This window comes from Acinetobacter sp. YH12045 (assembly GCF_013419925.1).
GTDB lineage: Bacteria > Pseudomonadota > Gammaproteobacteria > Pseudomonadales > Moraxellaceae > Acinetobacter > Acinetobacter amyesii.
On sequence record NZ_VOZE01000006.1, the window covers coordinates 220,405 to 237,869 of the forward strand.

18 protein-coding genes are annotated in these 17,465 nt (G+C 40.3%); 11 read left to right on the top strand and 7 right to left on the bottom strand.

The genetic code is table 11. The annotated features are described in order from the left end of the window. Positions 1-221: 221 nt before the first annotated feature. Together FTU02_RS10605 and FTU02_RS10610 are read left to right on the top strand one after the other, a co-directional pair. Complete coding sequence (locus FTU02_RS10605; protein WP_180157075.1) at positions 222-1,502, top strand: D-arabinono-1,4-lactone oxidase; 1,281 nt, start codon at positions 222-224, stop codon at positions 1,500-1,502. A gap of 57 nt (positions 1,503-1,559) precedes the next feature. Then, complete coding sequence (locus tag FTU02_RS10610; protein ID WP_180157030.1) at positions 1,560-2,711, top strand: alanine racemase; 1,152 nt, start codon at positions 1,560-1,562, stop codon at positions 2,709-2,711. 63 nt (positions 2,712-2,774) lie between these two features. Here FTU02_RS10610 and FTU02_RS10615 read toward each other — a convergent pair whose 3' ends face one another. Continuing rightward, positions 2,775-4,394, bottom strand: coding sequence for a glutamate synthase-related protein (locus FTU02_RS10615; protein WP_180157032.1), 1,620 nt, complete (start codon positions 4,392-4,394; stop codon positions 2,775-2,777). A gap of 319 nt (positions 4,395-4,713) precedes the next feature. Here FTU02_RS10615 and thrS point away from each other — a divergent pair, with 319 nt between their 5' ends. Together thrS and infC are read left to right on the top strand one after the other, a co-directional pair. Continuing rightward, positions 4,714-6,636, top strand: a complete 1,923-nt coding sequence (thrS, locus tag FTU02_RS10620) for a threonine--tRNA ligase (RefSeq protein WP_078189589.1) — start codon at positions 4,714-4,716, stop codon at positions 6,634-6,636. 5 nt (positions 6,637-6,641) lie between these two features. Further along, positions 6,642-7,190 (top strand): translation initiation factor IF-3, encoded by a 549-nt coding sequence (gene infC / locus FTU02_RS10625; protein WP_078192643.1) that lies wholly within the window; start codon positions 6,642-6,644, stop codon positions 7,188-7,190. Between the two features lie 705 nt (positions 7,191-7,895). On the opposite strand, the gene FTU02_RS10630 is transcribed toward infC, so the two are convergent. Further along, the gene (locus FTU02_RS10630; protein ID WP_180157034.1) at positions 7,896-8,357 is read right to left on the bottom strand and encodes an Hsp20 family protein; all 462 of its coding nucleotides are present in this window, start codon (positions 8,355-8,357) and stop codon (positions 7,896-7,898) included. A gap of 315 nt (positions 8,358-8,672) precedes the next feature. Here FTU02_RS10630 and FTU02_RS10635 point away from each other — a divergent pair, with 315 nt between their 5' ends. Then, positions 8,673-9,290: a glutathione S-transferase N-terminal domain-containing protein gene (locus FTU02_RS10635; protein ID WP_180157036.1), complete on the top strand. Its 618-nt coding sequence runs from the start codon at positions 8,673-8,675 to the stop codon at positions 9,288-9,290. Positions 9,291-9,319: 29 nt separating this feature from the next. Here FTU02_RS10635 and FTU02_RS10640 read toward each other — a convergent pair whose 3' ends face one another. Next, positions 9,320-9,733 carry an energy transducer TonB gene (locus FTU02_RS10640; protein WP_180157038.1) on the bottom strand — a complete coding sequence of 138 codons (414 nt, stop codon included), beginning with the start codon at positions 9,731-9,733 and terminating at the stop codon, positions 9,320-9,322. 181 nt (positions 9,734-9,914) lie between these two features. On the opposite strand from FTU02_RS10640, the gene FTU02_RS10645 reads away from it, so the two are divergent. Together FTU02_RS10645 and FTU02_RS10650 are read left to right on the top strand one after the other, a co-directional pair. Continuing rightward, complete coding sequence (locus tag FTU02_RS10645) at positions 9,915-10,199, top strand: hypothetical protein (RefSeq protein WP_078192639.1); 285 nt, start codon at positions 9,915-9,917, stop codon at positions 10,197-10,199. A 12-nt stretch (positions 10,200-10,211) separates the two neighbouring features. After that, on the top strand, positions 10,212-10,640 hold the full coding sequence (locus tag FTU02_RS10650; RefSeq protein WP_180157040.1) for a YqaA family protein: 429 nt from the start codon (positions 10,212-10,214) through the stop codon (positions 10,638-10,640). Positions 10,641-10,698: 58 nt separating this feature from the next. Here FTU02_RS10650 and FTU02_RS10655 read toward each other — a convergent pair whose 3' ends face one another. Together FTU02_RS10655 and FTU02_RS10660 are read right to left on the bottom strand one after the other, a co-directional pair. Then, a complete protein-coding gene (locus FTU02_RS10655) occupies positions 10,699-11,433 on the bottom strand; it encodes an energy transducer TonB (protein ID WP_180157042.1) in 735 nt (244 codons plus the stop codon). A gap of 104 nt (positions 11,434-11,537) precedes the next feature. After that, positions 11,538-12,791 carry an MFS transporter gene (locus FTU02_RS10660; RefSeq protein WP_180157078.1) on the bottom strand — a complete coding sequence of 418 codons (1,254 nt, stop codon included), beginning with the start codon at positions 12,789-12,791 and terminating at the stop codon, positions 11,538-11,540. A gap of 224 nt (positions 12,792-13,015) precedes the next feature. Between FTU02_RS10660 and rpmI the strand changes: the two genes are divergently transcribed. Together rpmI and rplT are read left to right on the top strand one after the other, a co-directional pair. Beyond that, positions 13,016-13,210 (top strand): 50S ribosomal protein L35, encoded by a 195-nt coding sequence (gene rpmI, locus FTU02_RS10665; RefSeq protein ID WP_065994397.1) that lies wholly within the window; start codon positions 13,016-13,018, stop codon positions 13,208-13,210. A gap of 11 nt (positions 13,211-13,221) precedes the next feature. Then, entirely contained in the window at positions 13,222-13,581 is a 360-nt protein-coding gene (rplT, locus tag FTU02_RS10670) for a 50S ribosomal protein L20 (RefSeq protein ID WP_004647525.1), read from the top strand. Between the two features lie 78 nt (positions 13,582-13,659). Here rplT and FTU02_RS10675 read toward each other — a convergent pair whose 3' ends face one another. Then, complete coding sequence (locus tag FTU02_RS10675; protein WP_180157044.1) at positions 13,660-14,802, bottom strand: hypothetical protein; 1,143 nt, start codon at positions 14,800-14,802, stop codon at positions 13,660-13,662. A 573-nt stretch (positions 14,803-15,375) separates the two neighbouring features. On the opposite strand from FTU02_RS10675, the gene FTU02_RS10680 reads away from it, so the two are divergent. After that, positions 15,376-15,927, top strand: a complete 552-nt coding sequence (locus FTU02_RS10680; RefSeq protein ID WP_180157046.1) for an adenylate kinase — start codon at positions 15,376-15,378, stop codon at positions 15,925-15,927. Between the two features lie 110 nt (positions 15,928-16,037). Continuing rightward, the gene (locus tag FTU02_RS10685; RefSeq protein WP_111884721.1) at positions 16,038-16,250 is read left to right on the top strand and encodes a hypothetical protein; all 213 of its coding nucleotides are present in this window, start codon (positions 16,038-16,040) and stop codon (positions 16,248-16,250) included. Between the two features lie 85 nt (positions 16,251-16,335). On the opposite strand, the gene FTU02_RS10690 is transcribed toward FTU02_RS10685, so the two are convergent. Beyond that, positions 16,336-17,364: a hypothetical protein gene (locus FTU02_RS10690; RefSeq protein ID WP_180157048.1), complete on the bottom strand. Its 1,029-nt coding sequence runs from the start codon at positions 17,362-17,364 to the stop codon at positions 16,336-16,338. Positions 17,365-17,465 lie beyond the last annotated feature (101 nt).

Genomic DNA, 17,465 nt, shown 5'->3' on the forward strand with positions numbered 1-17,465 from the left:
TTGAATAGTCTTTGTGGCTATATAGATGAATTATTTTCTCTTTAATTGATCGTGGCTTATTTGCGGTTTTATAACAATAAACTTAAATTTGAGAAGATACAGAACTTCGTATAATCTAAGTAAAAAATCAAGATGGCTTGTGCATTAACATTGCAAAAGCGGAAATCAAAAATAAAACAATACGGCTAAATACAATAAAAAGTATGGCGACAAGGATGAATATGACAATTCAACACGACATTGCATGGGAAAATTGGTCAGGTGTTCAGAAGTCGATCCCGAAGTCATTTATACAACCGCAAAATCTTGAGCAATTAATGGATGTGGTGCAATCCCATCCTAAGATTCGCTTGGTTGGCGCAGGGCACTCATTTAGCCCTTTGGCAAAAACCACAGATACCTTAGTAAGTTTAGATCATCTCAAAGGCATTCTAGATATCGATGCTGAACGCTGCCAAAGCACCGTCCAAGCTGGTACACGATTATTTGATTTGGGGAAGAAGCTCGCGTCTTTTGATCAGGCACTGATTAATCAAGGTGATATTGATCGTCAAAGTTTGGCTGGGGCTATTGCAACAGGGACGCATGGTACCGGACTCGAATTACCATGTTTATCGGCACTGGTTACGGGGTTTAAATTATTAACCGCGCAGGGCGAATTACTACAATGCAGTGCTGAACAGAACAGTGAAATTTTCCAAGCAGGGCGTGTTTCACTCGGGAGTTTAGGCGTGCTGACGCATGTACAGCTGCAAAACCGACCGATGTATAAACTCAAAGAACAAACGCGATTATGTCCGCTGAAAGATGTCTTGCAGAATATGCAGCAATGGCAATATGAACATCGACATATTGAGTTCTGGGCATTTAGTCATGCCGATCAGGTTATTTTAAAAACCTTAGATGAGACGGAAGATAATCTTCAACCGCGGAAAGAACAGTGGTTAGATGACGACGTATTACTCAAATTTTGTGCAGAATTGACGCGATTCTTTCCACCACTGAATCCATGGCTACAAAAATTATTAGGTGTTTTTGTCAAACCTTCGATGAACGTAGACTGGTCAAGTCGAATTTTTCCTTCTGCTCGAAATACCAAATTTAATGAGATGGAATACCAGATTCCGCTGCAACACGGGATGAATTGTTTAGAAGAAATTTTGCATACCCTTCGACGACATAAGGTTCCGATGTTTTTCCCGCTAGAGTATCGACTTGTACGTGGGGATGATATTTGGCTCAGTCCGTTTTATCAGCAAGATTCGGCCTCAATTTCGGTGCATCAGTTCTATAAGCAAGATTATCAAGTCATCTTTAAGCTAGTGGAGCCGATTTTTTTAAAATATGGCGGGCGACCGCATTGGGGGAAATTGCATAGCCTAAATGCACGGCAGCTTCAAAATGTGTACCCCAAGTGGCAGGATTTTTTTAAAATTCGACAAGAATTAGATCCGAAGCAAAAGTGGCTCAGTTCAGAGCTACAGCAATTACTGATTGAATAAGCATCGTGGAAAGTTAAACATTGAAGACCAATTGAACGATATAAAAAAGGGGATGGCATGGATGCATATTTTCAACAGTTGAATACGCTGTTAAAGCTAAAAGGCACTGGGATGCCCCAGTTAATCGTGGATGTTGATGCATTAAATCACAACTTGGTGGTCACTCAGCAGCAAATGCCAAAAGGGCTGCATCCGCGCTTGGTGGTGAAATCCTTGGCCTGCATGGCATTGCTTCAACACTGTGCTACTCAGCTTCAGGCACAACGTTTCATGCTATTTCATTTTGCACATCTAAAAACGCTTTTCGAATCGATTCCGCAAGCCGATGTGTTGTTTGGAAAACCGATGCCGATTCAGGCCTTAAACCATGCAGACAAAGCATTTTTGCAGGCAACGCAATCGCAAGTGCAATGGCTGATTGATAGTGAACAGCGTTTAGCCCAATACCTCAAATTTGCTGAGCAGCATCAACTGTGTCTACGCATCAATATTGAAATCGATGTGGGGCTACACCGTGGAGGCCTGAAAACGATCGATGAGCTAAAGGCTGTTTTGGATCTAATCGTTCAACATCCCCAACATTTAAAATTTTCAGGATTAATGGGCTATGACGCACATGTGGCGAAGATTCCACGGCTGATCCAATCTGCTGAACAGACTTATCAACAGTCCCAGCAAAGTTATCAACAATTCAAAGCTTATTTACAACAGCGCTACCCAACCTTATGTGATGAACACACCTGTTGGAATGGTGGTGGTAGTCCTAGTTTTAGTTTTCATTGTCAGCAGAGTGTCTGTAACGAAGTCTCGTTTGGCTCGATGCTGTTAAAACCCGCAGATTTTGAACTGAAAAATTTACAAGCTTTCCAAAGTGCCTTGTGGATCGCCACGCCTGTGTTAAAAGTGTTGCCACGGACTGAATTACCACAGTTAGAATGGCTCAGTCGTTGGGCAAAATATCAGGCTGTATTTATTTATGGAGGCTATTGGCGAGGGGACTATGTTTATCCTCAAGGCAGTCAGCCCCATGCGTTATATGGTCGCAGTAGTAATCAGGAGCTTGTGCAAATTCCACAGACAAGCAGCATAGATGTAGATGATTATATTTTTTTACGCCCTACCCAGAGTGAAATGATCATCCCTCAATTTGCACAGCTTTGGTTGTACCAAGCTGATCAATTCATGGCCTTTGAGACCTTCAGAGAATAAAAAAGAGCCCGTATGGACTCTTTTTAGGTTCAATTGTTTTGAAAAAAGCTCATGATTTGAAGCTTACTCAAATCCACTGTAGTGAATACCCGTGAGGTTCGACATTTCTTTTTTCCATGTGGTCAGGTCATCTTTGCAGAATTGATTCAGATGATGATGTCCGCAGGCACGAGCCATGACTTGCATCAGTTCAACGGATGCATTTAGAAAATTCGCCAGTTGTTGTGCCGATTTGTCTATTTCTAAACGACGACGTAAATGATCTTGTTGTGTGGCAATGCCGACAGAACAATCATTGGTCTGACAGGCACGCATAGCTAAACAGCCAATGGCTTGCATGGCAGAGTTTGAAATCGCGATGGCATCTGCACCTAAAGCTAGTGCCTTAATAAAGTCAGCGGGTACACGAAGTCCACCTGTGATCACTAAACTAATATCTGCCCGTCCTAAACGGTCTAAATGACGACGTGCTCGTGCAAGTGCAGGAATGGTCGGTACAGAGATATTGTCACGGAATAAGGTTGGGGCTGCACCTGTTCCACCGCCACGACCATCTAAAATAATATAGTCCACACCGATGCAGAGTGCTGCGTCAATATCACGTTCAATATGCTGTGCGGAGAGTTTATAGCCAATCGGGATGCCGCCGGTTTCTGCTCGGACATATTCTGCAAATTCACGATATTGTGAAAGATGAGTCCAGTCGGGGAAAGTTGCAGGAGAAATGGCTGCGGTGCCTTCTGGTAATTTGCGCACTTCTGCAATCTTGCCAACCACTTTATGGCCTGGCAGATGTCCTCCCGTACCTGTTTTTGCAGCTTGACCGCCTTTAAAATGAAAGGCCTGACACTGTTTAACTTTTTCAATGTCATAGCCAAAACGGCCCGAAGCCAATTCATAAAAATAGCGTGAGTTGGCGGCTTGTTCCTCAGCAAGCATTCCGCCTTCACCTGAGCAAATCCCTGTACCCGCAATTTCAGCACCTGTTGCAAGGGCAACTTTGGCTTCTTGAGATAACGCACCAAAACTCATATCTGACACAAACAGGGGGATTTTGAGTTTTAAGGGTTTTTTAGCATTTGGGCCAATCACTACTTCGGTTGCTACGGGTGCATCATCTAATAATGGAATTTTCCACAGTTGTGCGGTGATCAGTTGAATGTCCTCCCATTTCGGGAGTTGATTGAAAGGCACGCCCATCGCCGCTGTCGGACCATGATGTCCAAATTTACTTAAGCCATTTCGTGCAAGTTCCAAGATCAATTTATTATGTGGTTCTTCTGGCGCGGGCGCTGAATCAGCATATAGGCCTTGGTATTGATCACGCTTATATTGTTGAGGATTTCTTTTCTCCCACGCTTGAATTTCTTCAAGATCGACATACACCTGATCGCCTTCCACCCACGCTTTAAACTTTTGCAGATTTTTATTCAGATAACGTGGGTTGATACCAGTTTTATAAATATAGTGCGAGCCATGCAGCCCACAGACGATTTTATCCCCTTGAATATGGGCATCAGCCATGAGGGCGCCGCGATGCTGACAGCGACCATACATGACCACGACTTTTTCTACATCATCATCTTCGAGCCGTAAGACCACAAGATCGACATTGGCTGCAAGGGCATAAGCGGGTTGGAGCGGTTTTAAACTAGACCAAGATATAAGTGAATGTGCTTGCATGATACCTGCCTACATAAAGATTTCAGTGGGTATAGGTGTTCGAAATTCGGAATAATTTTATGAATTAGAACGTGATTATTATGTTGACAGCATAAAGCGTATTTCGGCTGAAATCTGCTTGAATTATCAGGAGTCTTGTAAAAGGCAGCAGAAAAATCAACTTCCATGGGATTAGAGGTTTATTAAAGTTGGCAGGGCGTGTAAAATTTAGGTCGAATTTTATTTATCCACCGTTTTTATCTTTTGAGGGTCTCCCTCGATCATAATCTCGCGGTGACATGCTCCATTGTACGGGGCATCACTCCTTAAGGATTTTTATATGCCAATTATCACTTTGCCAAATGGCGATCAAAAAGAATTTGATCATGCCGTGTCTGTGATGGAAGTTGCTCAAAGCATCGGTCCTGGTCTAGCAAAAAATACAGTTGCGGGTCGTGTAAACGATCGTTTAGTTGATGCGTCTGATTTAATTACAGAAGATGCTAGCCTGCAAATTATCACGCCTAAAGATGAAGATGGTATTCACATCATTCGTCACTCTTGTGCGCACTTGGTGGGTCATGCAGTTAAGCAATTGTTCCCAGAAGCAAAGATGGTCATTGGTCCTGTCATTGAAGAAGGTTTCTACTATGACATCTGGATGCCACGTCCGTTTACTTTAGATGACATGGCAGCAATCGAAGAGCGCATGAAAAAGCTCATCGACCAAGACTATGATGTCATCAAAAAAATGACTCCACGTGATGAAGTGATCAAAGAGTTCACTGCACGTGGCGAAGAATACAAACTGCGTCTGATTGAAGACATGCCTGAAGAAACTGAAATGGGCTTGTACTACCATCAAGACTACTTGGATATGTGCCGTGGTCCGCACGTTCCAAATACTAAATTCTTAAAATCGTTCAAGTTGACTAAAATCTCTGGTGCTTACTGGCGCGGTGATGCGAAAAACGAACAGCTGCAACGTATTTACGGTACAGCTTGGGCTGACAAAAAACAGTTAGCTGCGTATATCAAACGTATTGAAGAAGCTGAAAAACGCGATCACCGTAAAATTGGTAAAGCGTTAGACTTGTTCCATATGCAAGAAGAAGCGCCGGGTATGGTGTTCTGGCATCCAAACGGCTGGACTATCTACCAAGTGCTTGAACAATACATGCGTAAAGTTCAACAAGCCAACGGTTACCAAGAAATCCGTACACCGCAAGTGGTTGATTTCACGCTTTGGGAAAAATCAGGTCACGCAGCAAACTATGCTGAAAACATGTTTACGACTCACTCAGAGAACCGTAACTATGCTGTAAAACCAATGAACTGCCCATGTCACGTGCAAGTCTTCAACCAAGGTTTGAAATCTTACCGTGATCTTCCAATTCGTTTGGCTGAGTTTGGTTCATGTCACCGTAACGAACCATCGGGTTCATTACACGGCATTATGCGTGTACGTGGCTTTACACAAGATGATGCGCATATCTTCTGTACGAAAGAACAAATCGGCACTGAAGTTGCAGACTTCATTAAATTGACTTTAGATGTTTATAAAGACTTTGGCTTTGAAGAAGTACAAATGAAGTTGTCGACACGTCCAGAAAAACGTGTAGGTGATGACAAACTTTGGGACATGGCAGAAAAATCTTTAGCAGATGCTTTAGATGCTGCAGGCCTAGAGTGGGAACTTCAACCGGGTGAAGGTGCATTCTACGGTCCGAAAATTGAATTCTCATTGAAAGACTGCTTAGGTCGTGTATGGCAGTGCGGTACAATTCAATGTGACTTTAACTTACCAGAACGTCTTGACGCATCTTATGTGACTGAAGATAACGACCGTGATCAGCCTGTAATGTTGCACCGCGCAATACTTGGCAGTTTCGAGCGTTTTATTGGTATACTTATTGAACACTATGCTGGTTTCATGCCACCTTGGTTGTCTCCAATTCAAGCATGTGTGATGAACATTACCGATTCACAAGCTGAAGCATGTGAGTCAGTCGTCGCTAAACTTAAAGAAAGCGGTATCCGCGCGATTTCAGACTTGAGAAATGAGAAAATCGGCTTTAAGATTCGTGAACGTACTTTAGAGCGTATTCCTTACTTATTGGTTCTTGGAGACCGTGAAGTTGAGGAAGGTACTGTAAACGTCCGTACTCGCTCTGGAAAAAATTTGGGTACTATGTCAATTGATGCATTCGTTGACCTAGTAAAAGCAGCCGTAGCCGAACGCGGCCGGTACATTGTGGAGTAAAAGCGATTAAACAGCCTGACCGTAATCAACAGGGCGGAAAATCAAACCGTCCTGCCTTGAATGATGAAATTCGTGCAAAAGAAGTCCGTCTAGTAGACGAAAATGGCGAGCAAAAAGGGATTGTATCTCTTGCTGACGCTTTGCGTGCTGCAGAAGCAGTAGATCTTGACCTTGTTGAGATTGTTGCTAATGCTGAGCCACCAGTCTGCAAAATCATGGATTTCAACAAGCATTTGTTTGATCTAAAACAAAAGCAAAAAGAAGCGAAGAAAAAACAACATCAAGTACAGGTGAAAGAAATCAAGCTACGCCCTGGTACTGATGTTGGTGACTACAACGTTAAACTACGTGCCATTATCAAGTTCCTTGAAGAAGGCAATAAGGTAAAAATCACGCTTCGTTTCCGTGGTCGTGAAATGGCACACCAACAGTTAGGTTTGGCTCAATTGCAAAAAATTGAAGCTGACGTGGTTGACTATGGTGTTGTTGAACAAACACCAAAAATGGAAGGCCGTCAAATGGGTATGCTGCTTGGTCCTAAAAAGAAAAAGTAAGTATCCATTAAAAAAGCACTGCATTTGCAGTGCTTTTTTTTGCCTATATTTTGGTTTTTAATCTCAATGATGTTCAAGGGCACCAATAATTTTTGCTGCGTATTGATTGTAAAATAGAGCAAAATTCATGAATGCGAACTTATGTCTGAGGGTATTAAGTAAGTTTCTTTAAGAAAGACAAATTTGATTATATTTTAATTGATATTCAATCGTTGTTTCGATTCAGACGTTTTGAAATGCTTTAATTTAGTTTTAATGTAGGTATGAAGTGAGCAAAGCTTTTTATTGAGCTAACTATGTGAGATCTTTTTACATAAAACAGGCCGTGAAATAGGGGTTTTCAGTACCCTCCAATAGATTTTCATCTTGGTAATATTAGGTCGTATATTCCATGTCATAAAAGCGATCAGAACAAAGTACATTTCATATAAATAGATAGTAATACAGAGTAGGATTATTTTTTGCAAGATACGCCAAAATTTAAAAAGAGTAGATGAACAGCTTGTAAGCCAGACCCACCAAGGATTCATTAAAAACACCTATGGGTAAGATTAAGTTTAGAATAGATAAAAAACGAAACATATAAATTGGAATCGAGACACTATATTTTTGAGATGGGATGGTCTTAATTCTTTTTTATCATGTTACGAATTTAACTATTTTTTTCAAAAAAAAGACCCCGAAGGGTCTTTTTTTTATGAGGGTTTACTCAGCGCTATTTTCTTGTACAGGACTTTCTAACAATGCCTTTTTGCCAATTGGAATTTGGCGTGGTAGTTTTTCTTCAGGAATAATACGCTGTAAGTCCACTGTCAATAAACCATTTTCATATAGGGCTTGTTGCACTTCTATATGTTCATCTAAGCGTAAAGACAGTTTAAATGTACGACGCGCAATGCCTTTATGCAGGAATTCCACAGTTGTATCTTGCGCTTCAGTTGGTTTACCTAAAATGCTTAGCACTTGATTTTCTAAGTTTAGCGAAAGTTCATCTTCTGTAAAACCTGCGGTTGCCACCACAATGCGATAGCTATTTTCAGCCGTTTTTTCAATATTGTATGGCGGGTAATTTGGTGTGTCGCTTTGCATGGCATAATCAAATAAATCGTTGAAACGATCAAAACCAATGCTACGACGGAAAAGTGGGTTAAGATTTAAACTACTCATAATTAGAACTCTCTTTAATAAGCAAAGTTGTAACAATAAGAAATGTTCAGTGATGCTTGGCATCCACTGTTCACTAACAAGATCGTTTGATCCTTGTACATGTATCAATATCGGTCTGTGCTGATTTTTTTCAAGGGATTTTTATAAAAAAATTATATTTTTTGAATTTTTGTACCTTAAGTGATTTTAAAAGCAAAGTGATAATTCACATTTTAACGTTACTTTTCAGAAAAACTGACAAGCTTTCACTGGATTAAACATGTTATACATAAAGCAAAATGAGATTGCCTTACTGAAAATTAAAAAGGAATATAGATGATTGATCTCTACTATTGGGGTACACCCAATGGACATAAAATTACCATCGCTTTAGAAGAAATGGGTTTGGAATACCAAATTTTTCCGATTAATATCTTGGAAAATGATCAATTTCAGCCAGACTTTTTGAGAATTTCTCCGAACAATAAAATCCCTGCAATCGTGGATCAGAATGGCCCACAAGGAGAGTCGATTTCAGTTTTTGAGTCTGGTGCGATTCTGCAATATCTTGGACGTAAAACAGGTTTGTTTTATCCAGAAGATGAGTTTGAGCGCGTTGAAGTTGAACAATGGTTGATGTGGCAAATGGGTGGTTTTGGGCCCATGTTAGGACAAAATCATCATTTTAGTCGTTTTGCACCTGAACGTATTCCGTATGCAACTGAACGTTATGTGAATGAAACTAAACGCTTATATAAAGTTTTGAACCATCAGTTGATTGGTCAAAAATTTGTGGCTGGAGAGTATTCGATTGCAGATATGGCTATTCTGCCTTGGGCACTGCGTCATGAATGGCAGCAAATTCAGCTGGAAGATTATCCATACGTGAAAGACTATATCGATCGACTGACGGCCCGTCCAGCGGTACAAAAAGCCTTAGCAATACACGTTTAAAAAAAGAGCATGGAAACATGCTCTTTTTTTTATGAAATGAATAGAAGCTTTTTCCACCAAGGTCTTTGGTTTTCTTTCAGGGTCTTGAGTGAGAAGGGCTGTAAGGCAACAAAGGGGGAGGCTACACCATTTTCGATATAAGGTTTGAACTTGGCACGTAAAAGTGACTGCTCAACCCGCTTATCAATGTGTGTAAGTCCAGAGCTTTTGATTAATTCAGCTTTTTGAACTTCGCCGGTGGCTAAAACATACAATTTAAAACTAAGGTCACGATTTTGATTGCCCAGATCGTCATTGTTGAAGTTAAAGATAGGTCGCTTTTTCCAAATCATTTGATCTTGTGTAATCACGTGTTGTTTGGCAACTTCAGAAGGACTTTGTGCATATAAAGCGGTCAAAATTTGTAATAACACAATAAAACTTAAGCAAAGAATTTTTTTCATAAAGTGAGTTAAAATTATTCAATATTTGCGTGGCAGATTAGAAGTCTCATGTATAAAAGTAAAATGCGGAAAGACTCACCTTAAGACTTTAGATAGGACGGAAGAAAATTCTAACGCTGTGTTAGAATGCGGCGCTGCCGAAAAGAACGCGTTGTTGACGGCTTAGTTGGACGATTTTGCGATGAAAGACTTTTTCTTAAATTTTACCCGTATTGTTGAAAATAACCCAAGAATCTATTGGAGTATTATTTTTGGTATTGCAGGCTGCTTAGTGCTATTTGTCGCTGAAATTGTGCATGTTCAAAATATTCTTGCAGATTTACATACCAAAGATCAAAACTTGATGCGGGCTGCAATTGAACCGATTTCTTCACAATATAAATGGTCGAGAATCGTTGTAATTGTTGCAGCAGTGCTTTGGTCAAATTTTGAATATTTGAAGTCGAAGAAAAAATTAGGTCTCTAAGCATTCGTTTCGATGTGGTCGTTTTTAGTTTTATTCTTCGCGGCATTTGGGGCTGCGACCTTACTTCCTTTACAGTCCGAAGCCGTATTGCTCGGATTGTTGAGCTATGGTCAACACAATCCATGGCTACTGATTTTGGTGGCCAGTATCGGAAATATCCTCGGTTCTTGTGTGAATTGGTGGCTCGGTTTAAAAGTAGAACATTATAAAAATAAAACATGGTTTCCCGTGTCAGAGCCAAAAATGCAGCAGGCACAGGGCATTTATCACAAATATGGCTATTGGTCTTTGCTACTGAGTTGGCTGCCGATGATTGGAGACCCAATTACGTTAATTGCGGGTTTAATGAAAGAAAACTTCTGGCGCTTTGTGTTCATGGTGACCGTAGCGAAAACCGGGCGTTATCTCTGTATTTATCTTATATTTTTAGGTTTTTTCTGAAATAAAAAAACAGGGCATTGAAAGATTCAATCCCTGTTTGAAATGTTGAATCTATTATTTATTTACAGCCATTCACTTTAAATTGAATTTCATCTTTAAAGTTCGACTTTTTGTAGATCCAAAGGGTGCTCGCAGTACGTTTAACCGAGATCTGACTATTTCTCAATGCTTCAACGACTTTCTGATCGAGTGCATAAATGCCAGAGCCTTGCTTGATCTTCACCTTTTTTACTTGTCCGTGTTTATTCACTTTAAAGTTAAATTTGACTTTACGATCGTGCTGTTTCAATTCATGACTAGTGAGATCTAATTTTGGTTGAGATACATATTGGAATGGCGTTTTCTTATTTGCACTTTGTGCATTCCAAACTTTTGAATCAAAGTTGAAATCACATTCAGGCGTATTGCCTTTAACTCTCAAATTAAACGCTTGATAGCCAATAATGGCTTTGGCTTCACCATTTTCTAAATGTGGTTTGACTTTAGCCTTTTTGACAGCAGAAATTAAGATTCGGTCGAGTTGATCGACACCTGTACTTTCTTCAACACTTGCATCGGTAATGGTGCCTTTTGCATTTGCTGTAACACGAATAATGGCCGCGCGGTCACGTTGCTTGAGGTCTTCATTGGCATATACCGGTTTTGGAAAAACCGACCAATTTAAACGCGTGGTTAAATGCGCAGGAGCAACTTCAATATTCTGTGCCGGAAGTTGATGGGTTTTGGTTGAAGCACTAAACGCTGTAGAAAATGGAGCGCAGGCCAAAAGGGTTAAGCACAGATATTGTTTCATAAGTCTATTCTAAGATCACAAAGTGAGTGATGAATGCGTCGATATTGCTGGGCAGTATTTCCTGTATTGGAAATACTGGCAAGGTTTAAATGGAAAATATGCCATTATTTTTTTGACTGATGGGTAATGTCGATCTCAAACAAATCACGTGTTTTTGCCCAACTGATCGCAACTACAGCCATGGTCATACAGCCACCAAAAAGTGTCGCCATGATCGTGCCCATGTATTTTGCAGCCAATCCAGATTCAAAAGCTCCAAGTTCATTACTGCTAGAAACAAACATGCCATTCACCGCAGCAACACGACCCCGCATATTTTCAGGTGGATAAAGTTGCAAAATGGTCTGACGAACCACCACAGACACGCTGTCACATGCCCCAGTCATTGCCAGTGCAAAGAGTGATAACCAAAGATTGCTTGAAAATGCGAATAAAATGGTAAATACACCAAAACCCGCTACAGCCAATAACATATTACGCCATGCATGATGAGTTGGAGGGAATTTGGTCAATGCAATCATAGTGATCAGGGCGCCAATAGACGGTGCTGCCCGTAAGTAGCCTAAACCTTCAGGCCCCACTTTTAAAATATCTTCGGCAAAAATCGGTAAGAGGGCAATCACGCCACCAAAAAGCACAGAAACTAAATCGAGTGAAATCGCCCAAAGGACAATTTTGGTTTTCCAGATAAATCGAAAACCTTCACTTAAACTATCTTTTAAATTGTCAGATTCAATTTTAGGAAAACTGCGTTTATTGAGTAGGTTAATGAGAACGAAGCAGACCGTTAGTAGCGCCGCAACACTGAGTAAGCTGGTTTCACGGCCTAAAAATGCCAACATAAAACCGCCAAGCATTGGCCCAATAATCACCCCACTTTGCCAACCAATCGTTGTCCATGTTGCACCATTGGCATAGAGCTCCCGCGGGATTAAAAAAGGTTTAAGCGACGTTGCCGAGGGATTATAGAAACCACGGATCGTTCCAAGCCCAAAAATGACCACATAAATACCCCAAGACAGTTGGGTGACATCAATTTGCCCGAGACCATATTGGTGAAAAAGCCCCCAAAGAATCAGTGGCATCGGTACAGAAAAAAACAGACAAATTTTCATAATGGTCTGTTTATTGAAACGATCTGCAAAATATCCTCCCCACAAAGAGAGAGCAATAAAAGGAATTGCTTCGGCTAAACCAATTAAGCCCAGTGTTAGCGGGTCTTTGGTGATTTGATATAGTGAATAAGCAACGATAATTTCTTGAATCAAAATGGCTAAGGTTAGACAAAATTGATTGAGCGTAACAATCGAGAAATCCCGATAACGTAGGGCTGCAAAAGCATCCTGTGCAGGTTTCATAATGGACATTAATAGTTGGCGTGCCGACATTATATAAGCCTTATTGGGCATCGCTTCTAAAATCATCGGAAAATCTATATCAGAAAATTAATTAAGTTCGATATTCGGTAGAAAGATTCGCTTTTGTTTTGAGCAGAGATGCTTTAGAATACTCGCTCCCTTACCTGCAGGGCGTCTTTGCAATGGTGCAGACGTGCCGAACAGGTTGTTCAAAAGAGGTTCTTATGCCTAAGATGAAAACTCGCCGTGGTGCAGCTAAACGCTTCAAGCCAACTGCAAACGGTTTTAAACGTCACCAAGCGTTCAAACGACACATTTTGACCAAAAAATCTGCTAAGCGTATCCGTCAATTACGCGGCTGTGTAATGGTTCACGTAAGTGACGTTGCTTCAGTTCGCCGTATGTGCCCATACATCTAAGGAGATTATAAATGGCTCGTGTTAAACGTGGTGTACAGGCTCATCGCCGTCATAAAAAAATTCTTGCTCGTGCTAAAGGTTACTACGGCGCTCGTTCACGCGTATATCGCGTAGCGTTCCAAGCAGTAATCAAAGCAGGTCAATATGCTTACCGTGACCGTCGTCAAAAGAAACGTCAATTCCGTGCTCTATGGATTGCGCGTATCAATGCTGGTGCTCGTCAAAATGGTTTGTCGTACAGCCGTATGATCGCTGGCTTGAAAAAAGCTCAAGTGATTATCGACCGTCGCGTACTTGCTGACATCGCTATGCATGACGCAGTTGCGTTTGCTGCTTTAGCTTCTAAAGCTAAAGATGCATTAGCTGCATAAGTCTTTATGACTTAAAAAGGGACCGCTTTTAGCGGTCTTTTTTTTGGGCTTTAAATTCTTATGTAAGCTTAACCAATATTAATCGGTTTTTGTTTTAAGCTGGACATAAGCAAGGTCTAGGTGCTGAAAATGATAGTTATGCCAATGATAATAAATGGGAAATTCATAAATTGCATTTATTTTAAAGTGCGTGTTGTAGAAAGGTGTTTTGGGTAAAATATGAAAAGTTTGCTGGTTGTCTAATAACAACCATTTCTGACCATCTGCATCCATTGAGAGTAATTGCGCATCGGTCATTTTATGAGTGCCAAAATGCAAAGCATAATAACTATGCAATACCGGCATTAGAAAAAAGCTCAGGCTCAGCGTTAAAAATGTACTGGACAGCACGCTTCCTGTAAACGCCATTTTGGGAATATCTTTTTGTATCCACAATACGCTTGGAATGAAAATCAGCAGAAAAATAATGGCCAAACACAGCAAAACCGGATAATTGGAAATGTAAAAGAACTGCGCTTGCGCGTTTAAATATAAGCCCAAAATACCAATAGGAACGCTGCCGATAAGCAGGTAGGCGATCCGCGGGCTGATCTTGGTTTGCAGAATTAAATTTTGCAGATCTTCTTGAGAAAGCGTCAGCGCCGCAATCTCATCCTGAAAATTATAATATTGTTTGAGTATTTGAATCAGCTGCCCTTTTTCATGTTCACTTAAGCATGCAAGGTGCAATTGAGATTGAACATTTTTAAGGGGGAAGAATAAAAGCTGTGGATTTTCTTTGTTGGCAGTCTGATAAATGGGACGCTGCAGCCATGAGATCCGTTTTGGGCGTTTTATACCAAGAATGGCAAATTGACAGTATTCTACCTCCTGCCGCTGAATGAATGTGCTGAGAGGTATTTTCCACAAGCGGTAATAAATTTTATCAGGCGTAATGACCAGTTTAATCTGCGTTTTTAAGTAATCAATGACAATTATAGATACGATGTAGAGCAGGATCAGCTGGGCATGATCGGCTTGCAGCTTGTAAATCGGGAAATTTTTTAGGGTGAATTGCAGGTATTCAATCACTATGCTGACGTTAAGCGGTTGAGCTTGATCTCTAAACCATTTGAAAAAAGGTATAATAAAGACCATCGCAATGCCTAGTAAAATAAGCATTAAAATTGTTGGCCATGAAATCAGCGGTTTTTTAGCATAAATGTCAAATTCTGTTTTCATAAAGTCTCATAATAATTATGTTGAAATTTTATATTTAAGTGTTTGGTTACTATATTTAAATTTTGAATATTTGATCGATGCTTAGCGCTAAATTATATCTAAAAATGAATAGGCTAGGTAGGTGCTGCGCCCCGAGCCACGGTTTGTGCGTATTATGTCGTGATTTCAATGTTTAGCTTCGATCTTGTTGCCTGGCCGGTTTGTTTAATGCTCAGTTGAAGGCCCGCACATGCACACGGCGCTTTTCGCTCAGAACGGGAAGGTATTTATATTGCGCATGTTCATCATAATTGCGGGCAGAATTAATTCATTCATCTGGGGACAGCTAGAATCTGTTTTTTTATAAGGCGTGCAGATAGGGGGGACAGCCATAAATGAATGGATAAATACCAACTGAAAAATTATTGGATCAATATAGTCTGTGAAAAGTGTGTTTTTATACTGCAATTGAACCTGACTTTATCAATATCGATGCAGATCTTTTGGATTATCGTGAAGAATAAAAGTTAACCTACAGATCCAATGCTGTTATCTTGAAGTAGATTCACCAGACTCAAGTAGATCATCATGACAATGAAAAGAATAAATGTAGTCGGTACATCGGCCACTGGAAAATCAACCTTTTCCAGAGCTTTGGCGGACAAATTAGGACTAAATTATATAGAACTGGATAATCTATTTTGGCTAGATGATTGGCAGGAGTGTCCTGACGAAATCTTTTTTGCACGTATCGGAGCTGAAATTGCCAAAGCGAAAAATGGTTATGTTATTGATGGCAACTATACTCGAACGATTCCTGTTAAATGGTCTGAAATAGATACGGTGATATGGTTAGACCTTCCGTTTCCAGTCAATTTATACCGCTCTGTAAAGCGCGCAATTTCTCGGGATAAGTCCAAACAAGATCTTTGGCCAGATTCAAATAATCAGGAAAGTTTGTGGCGGATGTTTGGTCGAGATTCCATTGTCTGGTGGATGATTAAGACCCATAAAAAGAATCGTGAAAAATATCTACAGATGATGAATGCACCTGAATATCAACATATTCAATGGATTCGTTTAAAGTCTGCAAATGCAGTTGATGCATTTTTAGAACAATTGGACTCTTATGTTTTTGATGTTTAAGTTTTGATGTTTTATCAATAAAAAGTGCAGTTAAGTTACAGAAATAATCTTTATACCGCGCTTTGCGCCATGCCTAATGTATGGATAGAAAAGAACAAAAGGAAAATAAAATGTTGGCTGAAATAGTTGGTATGGGTCAAGGTAGCATCACTGTAGAGCTCGAAATGATTCCCCGCAAAGGTGAGGCGGTCAAAATCATGTATGGTGCAGACGCAGAGCTTGAGGGGGAAGTAGTCTCTGTCAGTCATTATATTAATCAACATGCCGATCAGCATCGCGTTCGATTAGAAATTCGTCCGTTTAATTATTTAACGACCTCATAATTTTGAGGTCTTTCATACAGAAGTATGTTTATAAAAAAAGCCCTTCTATGAGAAGGGCTTTTTAAAGTCAATTACATTTATACAGTTAAAGTCCGAAGTAATAAGCCAATAAGCAAATCACTACCGTAATAATAATTAAAGTAATCACTCCACCTGCACCGGGTTTATTGGTTGGATTTGGCGTGTGTGCATGTTGAGGATATGATTTTCTTTGCTCAGTTTTAAATCCATCCAGAGGAGAGCTTTCGACCACAGGAGTTAAACGTGCAGTTTTATAGTGATTGGCGACTTTTACAATAAATTTAGCCGTTAAATCTTCAGTTTTTTGAGCAAAATGGCGCAAATTTAACTGTTCTTCAGGTGTATAGATGCTGCCATCTGCATGATAGGGATGCTGAATTTTAGACTGAATATGGCGGTTTAATGCATCTAAGCGATGCAAGCTATCATGTGCGAAATCCGCTTGTGCATCCGTTGGCAAGAGTGCAAGTTTTGCGGATTCATTCGATTCGCTGCTTAGATCAAGCTGCGTACCATAATAAGGTGTGCCTAACACCTCCGGCTCAATAAAACCTTCCGCAGGTTTTTGTAAAAATAATTCTGCTTCAGTGAAGTTATGAATATCATCCCATCTTGGTAACTGCATATCCGCTTCGATGCGTTTAATGAGTTTATGGTTCAGCTCATAGCGCCAAAAGGTTTCTCGACGAATTTGCGGTTGTTGGGATGCCGGTGCGTCATAGTCATTTTCTGCGTTATACCACTCGGCAAGTTCTTTACCAAAAATCCATGCCTGCTTTTTATTTTTTTCGTGGCTCACAATAAAATGGGCAAAGGGAAGAAGTTCAACGTTAGCATTCGGATTTTGTTCATCATTCAGTAAGCTGGAGCTATGTAAACTTAAGCGTTGTACCCCTTGTTTTTTTAAGCCTTCTAGCCAAATTTGGAAATGTTGAGCCAATAAATGCTGTGATAGCAAATCACGAAAATGGAAACTGTGCTGATCAAAAATGTGGTGATTTAACCAACGTTGAAAACTTAAACCTTGGTTGAGAAATTCATTGCCATAAGTGACGAGTGTGAGCTGTTGTTTCCAGATTGGATCGAGTGCCATAAAGATTGGATCCCATTGATATTGTGTTTATCTTATACTTTTTTTAAAACTTGATGTTAATGCAATTTTAACTTGTGAATGCGCTTCATCATAACGGCTAA

Excerpts from the sequence above, each read along its gene's own strand:
- FTU02_RS10605 (WP_180157075.1), top strand. The coding sequence starts at position 222 with ATGACAATTCAACACGACATTGCATGGGAAAATTGGTCAGGTGTTCAG.
- FTU02_RS10610 (WP_180157030.1), top strand. The coding sequence starts at position 1,560 with ATGGATGCATATTTTCAACAGTTGAATACGCTGTTAAAGCTAAAAGGC.
- FTU02_RS10615 (WP_180157032.1), bottom strand. The coding sequence starts at position 4,394 with ATGCAAGCACATTCACTTATATCTTGGTCTAGTTTAAAACCGCTCCAA.
- thrS (WP_078189589.1), top strand. The coding sequence starts at position 4,714 with ATGCCAATTATCACTTTGCCAAATGGCGATCAAAAAGAATTTGATCAT.
- FTU02_RS10630 (WP_180157034.1), bottom strand. The coding sequence starts at position 8,357 with ATGAGTAGTTTAAATCTTAACCCACTTTTCCGTCGTAGCATTGGTTTT.
- FTU02_RS10635 (WP_180157036.1), top strand. The coding sequence starts at position 8,673 with ATGATTGATCTCTACTATTGGGGTACACCCAATGGACATAAAATTACC.
- FTU02_RS10640 (WP_180157038.1), bottom strand. The coding sequence starts at position 9,733 with ATGAAAAAAATTCTTTGCTTAAGTTTTATTGTGTTATTACAAATTTTG.
- FTU02_RS10645 (WP_078192639.1), top strand. The coding sequence starts at position 9,915 with ATGAAAGACTTTTTCTTAAATTTTACCCGTATTGTTGAAAATAACCCA.
- FTU02_RS10650 (WP_180157040.1), top strand. The coding sequence starts at position 10,212 with ATGTGGTCGTTTTTAGTTTTATTCTTCGCGGCATTTGGGGCTGCGACC.
- FTU02_RS10655 (WP_180157042.1), bottom strand. The coding sequence starts at position 11,433 with ATGAAACAATATCTGTGCTTAACCCTTTTGGCCTGCGCTCCATTTTCT.
- FTU02_RS10660 (WP_180157078.1), bottom strand. The coding sequence starts at position 12,791 with ATGAAACCTGCACAGGATGCTTTTGCAGCCCTACGTTATCGGGATTTC.
- rpmI (WP_065994397.1), top strand. The coding sequence starts at position 13,016 with ATGCCTAAGATGAAAACTCGCCGTGGTGCAGCTAAACGCTTCAAGCCA.
- rplT (WP_004647525.1), top strand. The coding sequence starts at position 13,222 with ATGGCTCGTGTTAAACGTGGTGTACAGGCTCATCGCCGTCATAAAAAA.
- FTU02_RS10675 (WP_180157044.1), bottom strand. The coding sequence starts at position 14,802 with ATGAAAACAGAATTTGACATTTATGCTAAAAAACCGCTGATTTCATGG.
- FTU02_RS10680 (WP_180157046.1), top strand. The coding sequence starts at position 15,376 with ATGAAAAGAATAAATGTAGTCGGTACATCGGCCACTGGAAAATCAACC.
- FTU02_RS10685 (WP_111884721.1), top strand. The coding sequence starts at position 16,038 with ATGTTGGCTGAAATAGTTGGTATGGGTCAAGGTAGCATCACTGTAGAG.
- FTU02_RS10690 (WP_180157048.1), bottom strand. The coding sequence starts at position 17,364 with ATGGCACTCGATCCAATCTGGAAACAACAGCTCACACTCGTCACTTAT.